This window comes from Dactylosporangium sp. NPDC005572 (assembly GCF_040605515.1).
Taxonomy (GTDB): domain Bacteria; phylum Actinomycetota; class Actinomycetes; order Mycobacteriales; family Micromonosporaceae; genus Dactylosporangium.
This window is the reverse complement of record NZ_JBEXCY010000311.1, coordinates 1-10,241: the sequence shown is the minus strand read 5'-3', so window position 1 is coordinate 10,241 and position 10,241 is coordinate 1. Positions and strand designations below refer to the sequence as shown.

General features: G+C 74.1%; 10 protein-coding genes and 1 pseudogene. 3 read left to right on the top strand and 8 right to left on the bottom strand.

What is annotated here, in order from left to right:
* Window positions 1-105: 105 nt before the first annotated feature.
* The 3 genes from ABZS66_RS57850 to ABZS66_RS57840 form a co-directional block, all read right to left on the bottom strand.
* The gene (locus tag ABZS66_RS57850; RefSeq protein WP_354772919.1) at window positions 106-678 is read right to left on the bottom strand and encodes an RNA polymerase sigma factor; all 573 of its coding nucleotides are present in this window, start codon (window positions 676-678) and stop codon (window positions 106-108) included.
* 62 nt (window positions 679-740) lie between these two features.
* Window positions 741-1,292: a GNAT family N-acetyltransferase gene (locus ABZS66_RS57845; RefSeq protein WP_354772917.1), complete on the bottom strand. Its 552-nt coding sequence runs from the start codon at window positions 1,290-1,292 to the stop codon at window positions 741-743.
* A gap of 18 nt (window positions 1,293-1,310) precedes the next feature.
* Complete coding sequence (locus ABZS66_RS57840; RefSeq protein WP_354772915.1) at window positions 1,311-2,315, bottom strand: hypothetical protein; 1,005 nt, start codon at window positions 2,313-2,315, stop codon at window positions 1,311-1,313.
* Window positions 2,316-2,522: 207 nt separating this feature from the next.
* Here ABZS66_RS57840 and ABZS66_RS57835 point away from each other — a divergent pair, with 207 nt between their 5' ends.
* Window positions 2,523-3,161: a class I SAM-dependent methyltransferase gene (locus tag ABZS66_RS57835; protein ID WP_354772913.1), complete on the top strand. Its 639-nt coding sequence runs from the start codon at window positions 2,523-2,525 to the stop codon at window positions 3,159-3,161.
* 5 nt (window positions 3,162-3,166) lie between these two features.
* Here ABZS66_RS57835 and ABZS66_RS57830 read toward each other — a convergent pair whose 3' ends face one another.
* From ABZS66_RS57830 to ABZS66_RS57815, 4 genes are read right to left on the bottom strand one after another with little or no spacing between them, the layout of a single operon-like run.
* The gene (locus ABZS66_RS57830; protein ID WP_354772911.1) at window positions 3,167-3,784 is read right to left on the bottom strand and encodes a maleylpyruvate isomerase family mycothiol-dependent enzyme; all 618 of its coding nucleotides are present in this window, start codon (window positions 3,782-3,784) and stop codon (window positions 3,167-3,169) included.
* The gene (locus tag ABZS66_RS57825) at window positions 3,781-4,356 is read right to left on the bottom strand and encodes a TetR/AcrR family transcriptional regulator (protein WP_354772909.1); all 576 of its coding nucleotides are present in this window, start codon (window positions 4,354-4,356) and stop codon (window positions 3,781-3,783) included. Before ABZS66_RS57825 ends, ABZS66_RS57830 begins: the two co-directional genes overlap by 4 nt.
* Window positions 4,357-4,386: 30 nt before the next feature.
* Window positions 4,387-4,740 (bottom strand): MmcQ/YjbR family DNA-binding protein, encoded by a 354-nt coding sequence (locus ABZS66_RS57820; protein WP_354772907.1) that lies wholly within the window; start codon window positions 4,738-4,740, stop codon window positions 4,387-4,389.
* Window positions 4,737-5,345, bottom strand: coding sequence for a TetR/AcrR family transcriptional regulator (locus tag ABZS66_RS57815; RefSeq protein WP_354772905.1), 609 nt, complete (start codon window positions 5,343-5,345; stop codon window positions 4,737-4,739). The genes ABZS66_RS57820 and ABZS66_RS57815 overlap by 4 nt, the downstream gene beginning before the upstream one ends.
* A gap of 23 nt (window positions 5,346-5,368) precedes the next feature.
* Between ABZS66_RS57815 and ABZS66_RS57810 the strand changes: the two genes are divergently transcribed.
* Both ABZS66_RS57810 and ABZS66_RS57805 read left to right on the top strand, forming a co-directional pair.
* Window positions 5,369-5,719 (top strand): cytoplasmic protein, encoded by a 351-nt coding sequence (locus ABZS66_RS57810; RefSeq protein ID WP_354772903.1) that lies wholly within the window; start codon window positions 5,369-5,371, stop codon window positions 5,717-5,719.
* Between the two features lie 106 nt (window positions 5,720-5,825).
* The gene (locus ABZS66_RS57805) at window positions 5,826-8,147 is read left to right on the top strand and encodes an Hsp70 family protein (protein WP_354772901.1); all 2,322 of its coding nucleotides are present in this window, start codon (window positions 5,826-5,828) and stop codon (window positions 8,145-8,147) included.
* 702 nt (window positions 8,148-8,849) lie between these two features.
* On the opposite strand, the pseudogene ABZS66_RS57800 reads toward ABZS66_RS57805, so the two are convergent.
* Window positions 8,850-10,241, bottom strand: a pseudogene (locus ABZS66_RS57800) (hypothetical protein); the annotation flags it as partial.

Sequence of the window (10,241 nt, the reverse complement as noted above, 5' to 3'; positions counted from 1 at the left end):
CCGGCGCCATGCGCTCGAGCAGCGCCGCGCGCGCCCGGGAATGCGCCGCGTCCGGCGGGGCCGGGTCCGGCCCGAAAGCCTCCCGCAGTACCGTCATCTCGTCCATCACTCGCTCTCCTCGACGTCAAGATCCAGTGCGCGCCGCATCGCCTGCCGCGCCCGGTGCAGGCGCGACCGGACGGTGCCGGCCGGGATGCCCAGCGCCTCCGCCGCCTCCTGCTGGTTGAGCCCCGCCCACGCGACGAGCAGCAGCACGTCGCGGTCGGCCAGCGACAGCCGGGCCAGCGCCGCGGCCAGCCGCCCCCGCACGACCGCGGCGTCGACCCGCCCCGCGACCACCTCGTCCGGCGGGTCGACCGGCCCCTCGGCGGCCGCGCGGGCCAGCAGCTTGAGCCGCCGGGACTCGGCCCGCCCGTGCCGCATGACGAGGTTCGACACGATGCCGAACAGCCAGGGGCGCGCGTCGGCGCGCGCCGTGTCGTACGTGTCCCGCCGGTCGAACGCGACCAGGAACGTCTCCGACGCCAGGTCCTCGGCCAGGTCCGGCCCGAGCCGCCGCGCCGCGTAGGCGTAGATCGCCGCGTAGTGCCGGTCGAAGAGGACCGCGAAATGCTCCGGGGTCCGGCCGGCCGCGGCGATGACGTCCGCGTCGGACGGTGTCATCACCACCAAGTCCATCTCCTCGCTTCTGACGACCACATCAGTAGTTCGCCGCCGGAGCGAAAAGTGTTCGCGGGCGCCTACCAGAGGCGGTCGATCTCCCCGCAGTACAGCAGGATCCGTGCATGCTCGAAGGCCCGGCGCCGGCGGATGGCCCGCCCCGAGCGGAAGCTCGCCATCGTGACCTTGTCGAAGCCGGGGTGGTCGCTGGGGAACGGGGATGCCTCGGTACCGCCGACGAGCACGGTGCCGGGCAGCTCGACCCAGCCGGCCCGGGTGTAGAACGGGGCGAGCGGCCGGTCGCAGGTGAAGATGCCGAGGTCGGCCGCGATGCGCTCGCGGGCCGCGGCGACGAGCCGGGAGCCGTGTCCCCGGCCGCGGTGCTCCGGGTGGGTGACGACGGTGCTCAGGCCGGCGGCGGCCCACCGCTCGCCGGCGTGGTCGAGCTCCTTGTGCAGGACGTCGAGCGCGGCCAGGACGGCCCCCTGGTCCACCAGCAGGAGGCTCAGCGGCCGCAGTGCCGGGTCGTGCGCGAAGTCGGGCCCGGACCAGGCCGCCCGGCGCAGCTCGGCGACCTGGGCGCGCAGGCCGGCCGGCGTCTCCGCCTCGGGGTACGCGACGATGCCGGGCACCCCGAGACGGTAGCCGGATCAGGCCGGGTTCGTGTAGCGGTTCACGTCGTACGTGCGGGAGAACGCGCCGGGCACCGTGAAGTACGCGGCCGCCACCCGGGCCGGGTCGGTGGCCAGGTCGCCGCGGGCCGGGACGTCGTCGCTGTCGTCCCAGCCCCACGGGGCGTTCGCCGAGTCCGTGGTGCAGTCCCAGGTGCCCACGCCGCACGCGTCGGAGCCGCTGCCGGCGTCGTCACCGGCGAAGGTGCCCCAGCTCGAGAACAGGGCGGTGTTGTTGCGCTGCGCCCACAGGCCGCCCGCCGCGAAGATGTTCACCAGCTTGTACCGCACGTCCCGGTCGTCGCCGTTCGCCGGGAGCTCGGCGACGGTCGCCGAGGGGTAGTACACGATGCCGTCGCCGTTGATGCCGTAGTGCGGGTAGGCCTTCAGCCCGTGGCCCTGCGTCTCCTGCGCGGTCACCGGGTGCTGGAGCCCGTCGTGCGGCGACGACTGGAACTGCAGCGTGCCGTCGACCGTCTCGCCGCCGTCGGTCCAGGTGCTCCCGGCCGGCGTGTACGAGTAGAAGTCGGAGTGCGCGACGGTGACCGCGGAGCGCAGGACGCCGTACTGCGAGCCGTCCCGCTCGACCGTGAACAGCACACCCTCGCCGTCGTTCTCGTGCTCGCTCTCGAAGAACGGGTGATCGGCCCAGTCGCGCGGGTGGTAGAAGAGGTACGTCAGGTACCAGTGCGTGCTGGTCGTCACCACCGAGTAGTAGACGGTCGCCGCGAGCGGGTAGGACGGCGCGTGGTCCCAGTTGTCGCGGCCCACCCAGTTGCCGTCGAAGTCGATCCTGGTGACGTAGTCGGCCCGCCCGGCCATCGCGTGCCCGCCGGTGACGTCCACGTCCTGGTAGTGGATCGGCGCCCACCGCAGCGCCAGGTCCGCCTCGCTGACGGCCGCCGCCGCGCTGCCCGGGAAAGCGGGAACGGCGAGGGTCGCCCCGAGGGCGACGGTCGCCGCGATCCTGCTCCACTTGCGCATCTGTGCTCCCACATTCAGTACCGATAGATGGGCGAGAATGTAGGGAGTCATCTATGCGATGGCGTGTCGCGGCAACGACCGCCGGACGAAGTGCGGCGATCCGTCCGGCAACGGTCGGGTTTGCGCGAGATGACCGGCGACTGTCTTTCCGTTCCGGCGCGCTCTACCCCGGGCGCCGGGGATGATCGCGTTCAGTAACATGCGCCGGTGACCGACAACCAGGCCGACTACCTCGCCACCACCCGTGAGTCGTGGACGGCCGTCGCCGAGGCGTACGCCGAGGAGTCACGGTCGGCGCTGGACTTCAAACCGTTCGGCCGGGCGATGCTCGGGGTGTTCGCCGAGCTCGTCGACGGCCCGGTCGTCGACGTCGGCTGCGGCCCGGGCAACACGACGGAGCACCTGCACCGGCTCGGCCTGGAGGTGTTCGGGGTGGACCTGGCCCCGGGCATGGTCGAGGTGGCCCGCCGGGCCTACCCGCACCTGTCGTTCGAGGTCGGCACCATGACGGCGCTGGACCTCCCGCCGGGTGACCTGGGCGGGATCCTCGCGTGGTACTCGATCGTCAACATCCCGCTCGGCGACCTGCCCCGGGTGTTCGCCGAGTTCCACCGGGTGCTGGCCCCGGGCGGCCACGTGCTGCTGGGCTTCCAGGTGCGCACCGAGCTGCGGCACGTCACCCACGGCTTCGGCAGCGAGATCTCGCTGGACTTCCACCGCCACCCGCCGGAGGCGGTGACCGGCCTGCTGGGCGAGGCCGGCTTCGCGGTGCTCGCCCAGCTCCTGCGGGAGCCCGACCGCCAGGAGCACAGCCACCAGGCGCACATCCTGGCGAGGAAGCGCTAGAAGCGCTAACCTTCGCTCACCCGTTGGCCGGCGGCCTCGCGGCCCGCGCAGAGCAGTGCGAGCGCCGCGATCGGCCCGCGGATGACCGGCCCGGCGCCGATCGCGAAGTCGGCGTCGGTGGCCTCGAGGCGGTGGCCGCGCAGGCGCCTGGTGGCCGGGAACGGCGGCGGCCAGCGCATCGTCCACATCCGGGTGATGGCCTCGGCGACCGCGTCGGGCGCCATCGGCAGCTCCCGGCCGAGCGGCACGGCGATGTCCTGGCCGTGCACGAGGATGTCGATGAGCGTCTCCCGCACGGTGACCCCGGCGTTGTGCCGCCGGTTGCCGATCGTGGCGCGGATCGCCGCGACGATCGCGTCCGGCGCCAGCTCCCGGGCCCGCGCGCGGGCCAGGTCGCCGGTCAGCCGCTCGACGTCGAACCGGGCCCGCACCATCGCCGGCATCGAGGCGAGCAACTGCCCGAACCGCAGCTCCTGGAGCGTCAGGTGCGCGGCCACGTCCCGCACCGTCCAGCCCTCGCACAGCGAGGCGTGCTCCCACTCCTCGGCCCGCAGCGCTCCGAGCAGCTCCACCACCGCGGACCGCTGCCGGTCGATCGCGAGCCAGACCTGGTCGTCGTTCATGACGTCTCCTCCTTGCCGGGGCGGATGACGGACTCGACCATGGCGCGGATCTGGGGCGCCGGGTCGAAGGCCGGGGCGGGGATCGCGAGCTCGTGCAGGACCAGCCCGGTCCAGTGGTTCGCGATCAGCGGCCCCTCGCGGTCGGGGTCGGTCGAGCCGGCCGCGCGCAGCCAGACCCGGAACCAGTCGTTGACCCGGGCGCCGGTCGCCAGCAGCTGCTCGCGCAGCGCCGGCTGGATCGCCGACTCGACCAGGATCGCGTATCGGCACAGGGTCAGCCGCCGGTGCGGCCCCGTCGCCGCGTGGGCGGCCCGGATCATCACGTCGGCCAGCCCGGCCGGTGAGGTCGGCACCGCGACGAGCGCGATCTCCTCCCAGACCGCCCGCTCCCGCTCCGCGAACCGCTCGACGACGGCGTTGATGAGCGCCTCGCGGGTGCGGAACAGGTTGGACGTCGACCCGGCGGGCAGGCCGGCCGCGGCGTCGACCGCGCGGTGGGTGAGGGCACGGATGCCGGACCCGCCGATCACGTCGATCGCAGCGTCGAGGAGGTCGTCACGCCGGTTGGGCATGCGACCACACTACATCCGTAGTTGATTGGACTACAAGTGTTGTGCGAGCCGTTTCGGGGCCTGGACGCGGTAGCTCTCGGTCAGCAGCTCGGCGACCTCCTCCCAGTCGGTGTCGTCGCCCAGGGTCATCACCACGACGTCGTCACCCCAGGCCGCCTTCGCGAACGGCGGCCCGCTCGCGAGCAGCCCGGCGATCTCGTCCCCGGGCGAGCGGAACGTCACCACGCAGTCGTCGTCGCGCATGTAGACGTGGGCGATCGTTCTCTGCCGGACCCGCCATCGCATGCCGATCCACGCCGGCTGCTCGTGGGTCTCCGGCAGGGCGCCGCAGATCGCCCGCAGCCGGGTCAGATAGGTGCTCGGAACGTCGTCGGGGTCCGTCATGCCCGCAACCTACCGCCGGGGTACGACAAAAACCCCGCGAGCAGCGCGCGGGCCGTGCCGAGCACGGTCTCGGCCGCCTCGTCGCGCGACTGGCCGGCCACGTCGAGCAGCCACACCAGCGTCTCGATCCCCGTCGCGGACCGGATCGCCACGGCCAGCCGGTCCACGTCAGGGCCGGGGTGCGTGGCCCGCAGCGGTGCCAGCGCCTCGGCGATCCACGCGATCGCCCGGCCCTGCCGCAGTGCCGGCCGGGCCGCGCCGGGCTCCAGCGAGAGCCGCAGCGAGGTGCGCAGCTGTGGCTCCCATTCGAAGTTGTACCGCGTGAACGCCCGGATCACCGCGTCGAGCCGCTCGACCGGATCGTCCGGCGGGTCGGCGGGCAGCAGCGACGCTGGCGCCAGCTGCGGATGGGCGGCGACCAGCAGCGCCCGCTGGTTGGCGAAGTAGCGGTAGGCGGTCGTGCGGGACACGCCCGCCAGCTCGGCGGCCTCCTCGACCTGGGGCGTCAGCCCGCGGGCGAGGAGCTCCCTTGTGGCGTCCACCAGCGCCTGCCTGGTGCGGGACTTCTGCTGCGTTCGCCCGGTCGACTCATATGGTACTGGCATCGCCATCATGGTACCTTAGTCCCATGGAACTCCAGTCCCACGATCCCGCGGTCACCGACCCGAACCTCTACCGTGTCGTGTTCGAGAACGCGCGGGTCCGGGTCCTGGAATACCGCGACCGGCCCGGCGACGGCACCAACCCGCACCGCCACCCCGACAGTGTGATGATCACCCTGAGCGCGTTCCGCCGCCGCGTGTCGTCCGGCGGGCGTGAGGTCGACGTCGACCTGCCGGCCAACGAGGTGCGCTGGCTGCCCGCGCAGGAGCACAGCGGTCACAACACCGGCGACACCGGCACGCATACCCTGTTCGTCGAGCTCAAGGACGCAGCTGTACCGGTCGCAGGTGGAGCTCTCGGCCCCGACGCTCCGTAGCCGGGGTTGCATCGCGCCGTTACCCTGACGGCATGTCGGGGTCCACTGTGGAGGCGCTCGCGCCGTCGCCCTTGCGGCCCGTGACCGCCTGTTACGCTCGCCGACCATGACGGGTCAGCGCTTCCGGCTCGGGGTGGACTTCGGCACCTCGACGACGGTCGGCATGCTGCAACGCCCCGACGGCCGAGTGCTGCCGCTGCTGTTCGACGGCTCGCCGCTGCTGTCGTCGGCGGTGCTGCTCGGCCAGGACGGGCGGCTGCACACCGGCCGGGACGCGGCCCACCTCGCCCGCAGCGCGCCCGAGCGCCTCGAGCCCAACCCGAAGCGGCGCATCGACGACGTCACCGTGCTGCTCGGCGACGCCGAGGTCGCGGTCCTCGACCTGGTCGTCGCCGTCCTGCGCCGGGTCACGTCCGAGGCCACCCGGGTCGCCGGCCCGATCACCGACATCGTCCTCACCCACCCCGCGAACTGGGGCTCCGGCCGCCGGGCACTGCTCGCCGAGGCCGCGCGCCAGGTGGGGTACAGCGGCATCGAGCTCGTCGGCGAACCCCTCGCCGCCGCGATGTACCTCGCCCACGCCCGCGGCGGCGACCTGCCCGTCGGCGCCTGCGTGCTGGTGTACGACCTCGGCGCCGGCACCTGCGACGTCACGCTCCTGCGCCGCCAGCCCACCGGCTTCGCGCCCGTCGCCTCCGACGGCCTCAACGACGTGGGCGGCCTGGACGTCGACGCGGCGGTGATCGCGTTCCTCCAGGCGACGTACGGCGAGCTGTGGACCTCGCCGGCCGCCCGCCGCCAGCTGTGGGACGACGTCCGCTCGGCGAAGGAGATGCTGTCCCGCGCCAGCGGCACGCTGGTCATGGTGCCGGCCCTCGCGAAGGAGGTCCCGCTCGGCCGGGAACAGCTCGAAGGCCTGGCCCGGCCGGTGCTGCGCCCGACGATCGCGATGACCCGCGCCCTGCTCCAGCAGGCCGCCGTCCCGCCGTCCGCGGTGGCGGGCGTGTTCCTGGTCGGCGGCTCGAGCCGCATCCCGCTGGTCGCGACCCTGCTCCACGAGGCGCTCGGGATCGCGCCGATCGTGGCCGAGCAGCCGGAGCTGGTGGTCGCCGAGGGCTCGCTGTACGCGTCGTCGCTCCCGCCGGCCACCCAGTCCTTCCCGGCCGCGGCGATGGGCCCGTCGACGACGGCGTTCCCGGCGACGTCGGCGTACCCGGCCGCGACGCCCCCGTTCACCGCACCGCTGACGTCGACGTTCGCGCCGCCCGCAACCCCGTCGTCGGCTCCGCCCTACGCGCCTCCGGGAACTCCGCCGTCGGCTCCGCCGTACGCGCCTTTGGGGTCGCCGTCGTCTGGCCCGCCCTACGCTCCGTCCTCGGGCCCGCCGTTCGCGCCTCCGGGGACCCCGTCGTCGGCTCCGCCGTACGCGCCTTTGGGGTCGCCGTCGTCCGGTCCGCCCTACGCTCCGTCCTCGGGCGCGCCGTTCGTGGCGCCCACGACGCCGTACCCGGTGGCGTCCCCGACAACGCCGTACCCGGCGATGGCGTCTCCCACGACGCCGTACCCGGCCTCCCCGGTCTCCCCGTCGGTCCCGTACTCGCCGGCGACCCAGATCTCCGCCAACCCGGGGGTGACCAGCCCGTACACCGCCGGCCCCCAGTTCCCGCCGCCCCCGGGGCCGCCCGGCCCCAACGCGCCGCCCCGCCCACCGGCAGGCCCCAAACCGCGCCGCCGCTCCCCGGCGGCGACGATCCTCGCGGTCGTCGCGGTGCTGGCTGTCCTGGCGGGCGCAGCCTTCGGCGCCGTCAAACTCTTCGGCGCCGGCACCGACGACCCAGGCGGCGCCGGCCCGACGTCGGCCGGCAGCCAGCCGACCCGCGTCCAGGGCGCCGCCGGCAAGTACGTCATGACGAAGCTCCCGGCCAACCTGTGCGACGTGGCGGACGTGGCCGCGATCGCCGCCCAGTACCCGACCGCGACCGGCGAACCGGGCGCCCAGCGGCAGCTCACGACCGTCTTCGGCTACAGCATCTGCACCCTCACCAGGACGAAGAACGAGACCAGCCCGACCGGCTACCAGGCGGCGACGGTCAGCTTCAACGCCCAGGTGTACGCCGACCTGAGCACCGCCGGCACCACCTTCACGTCGATGGTCGAGAACGCCCGCCTCAACAGCCAGGTGACCGACGTGAGCGGCCTGGGTGAGCAGGCCGTCACCTACGAACAGCACACGAGCACCGACCTGGAGAAGCGCACCCTGACCCTGGTCGTGACGGTCCGCGACAACAACCTGATCTGGACGACCAACCTGATCCTGTCCCGCGCGGACGCGGTCGGCTGGACCGCCCAGGAGAAGACCGCGCTGCGCGACAAGACGATCGAGTCCACGAAGGCCACCTTCAAGAAGGCCGTCGCCTCCCTCGCCTGACCACGGCACGTGTCCATGTTCAGCATGTGCACGGCGGGCACCCCCGTCTGCGGTTTCCGCCCCAGGCGGGCGGGTAGCTGCCGCCGTGCCGGGCCGGCGTTCGGTGTCCTGCTCCCGTCGGCGCGGCTGGTTGGTGGGGTGTCAGCACCATGACCGGGCGGGCAGGTTTGGGGGTTCCTGCCCGCCCGGTCCCAGCCCGCCCCCAGCCCGGACTCACTCGTCCGAACGGCGCCGCGGAGTGGCCGATCGGTGGTTCGTGTGCGCCATGCAGAGATTCCGAGCGCGTTACCGCCCGGCCGATCGGTTGAGGGCGGTAGATGTGACGGGGGTCGGCGTGGCAGCAGGTGGCTCCCGCCGGGAATCACCGCCTCCCGCAGCACGGCCGTGGCCACGTCGACCCCCACGCAGGCCCTCGCTGGTGGATGCCAGCGGCGGATTCACTGGGCGGGCCGCGGCGCGGCCCCGTCGCCGGTGCTCGTTGATGGTCGCCGCACGACGGGCCGCGGCCCTCGGTGATCGTCCTCGCCGGTGGTCGCCGGTCACGGATCAGCCGGACAGGGAGAACGCCGTCGACGGGCCGCGGGACTCGGTGCTCCTCCTTCGCCGGTGGACGCCGGTGGTGGATCAGCCGGACAGGGAGAACGCCGCCGACGGGCCGCGGGCGTCGGTGTTCCTCCTTCGTCGTTGGATGCCGGTGGCGGATCAGCCGGGCAGCGAGAGCGCCGTCGACAGGCGGCGGGCCTCGGTGAGTAATCGGGACGAGCCGCGGCGGGCTGCCAGGTCGGCCAGGCCGGACACCGTGGCGCGGCTCGCCGTGGCCGTGGCGGTCTCGGCGGCCAGCGTGAGCAGGTCCGGGGTGCCCCGCGGCGGGGTCGGCACGGCCAGCAGCGCCGGCAGCGCCGCCTCCAGGATCCGCCAGACCGTCAGCGGGGCGCCGGCCGTCGCGGCGTCGCGTAACGGCTGGACGGCGCGGGCCACCGGGGCCATCGACGACGCGCCCAGGGTGCCCAGGTGGGCGCCGACCGCCGGGGCGTCGAGGTCGCCGGCGGCGGCCAGCATGAGCAGGGCGTCGAGGGTGGACGTGCGGTCGGCCTCGTGGCGGGACACGAGCCCGTACGCCAGCGCCACCGCCAGCGCCGGCGACCCGTCGCCCGTGCACTCGGCCAGCAGTGGCAGGACCGCGGCCGAGTCGCGCTCGTTCAGGTCCGCGGCGGCGGCGATCTCGGGCAGGAGATAGGCGGCGGCCAGCGCGCGGTACCCCGGCAGGACCGACGGCCACAGCAGCACCGAATCGCCGAGGAACGCGCCCAGCGGCGGGATGCGGAACGCGAGCAGCAGCGCCGGGTCGTCCGGGTGCCACAGCTGTTCCATGGAGACCTGGATGCGGTCGCCGTGCGCCCACTGGTCGTGGCGGACGTCCCGGGGATGGACGCGGGTGGTGTTCGCGACGGTGAAGACCGGCGTGGGCAGGCCGCCGGCGCGCACCCAGGCCGCGAGGCGGTCGCCGCCCGGCGTGCGCAGGGCCGCGGCGCGGGCGGCGAGCGGTTCGTCGACCGTCGGCGACAGCCGCAGCAGGGCCTGGGTGAGGTCCCACTCCCAGGGCTGGTCGTCGCCGAGCGCGGTCAGCCGGTCGAGCAGCACGCCCGGGTCGAGCGCGCCACCGGCCGACGTCGGCGCGGCGAGCAGGCCGCCGGGGCGGGCGGTCGGCCCGTCGAACCCGCCCCCGTACAGCCCCACCTCGGCCATCCGGGCCCGCAGCAGCCGCTGCGGCGGGGGCACGCGGGAGTCGGCCGGCAGCTGCTGGGCCGAGCCGCCGCGCCGCATCGCTGCCAGGTTGGCCGCCCAGCGCGCCCGATGATCCCGCGGGCCGCTCCGGTCGATGGCCGACCAGACCGCGGCGAACAGCAGCGACGTGGGGTGGAACCCCGGGTCGCCGGGATACTGCCCCTGACGCTCGACGACCGGCATGAGCGACTTCGCGACCCGCTCGCGGTCGGCGCCGGCGAGCCGCACCACGCCGTCGAGCACCCGCTCGAGGGCGGTCGCCGGCGGCGTCCGCCAGTCGGACAGCGCGGCCAGCTCCTCCGCCAGCTC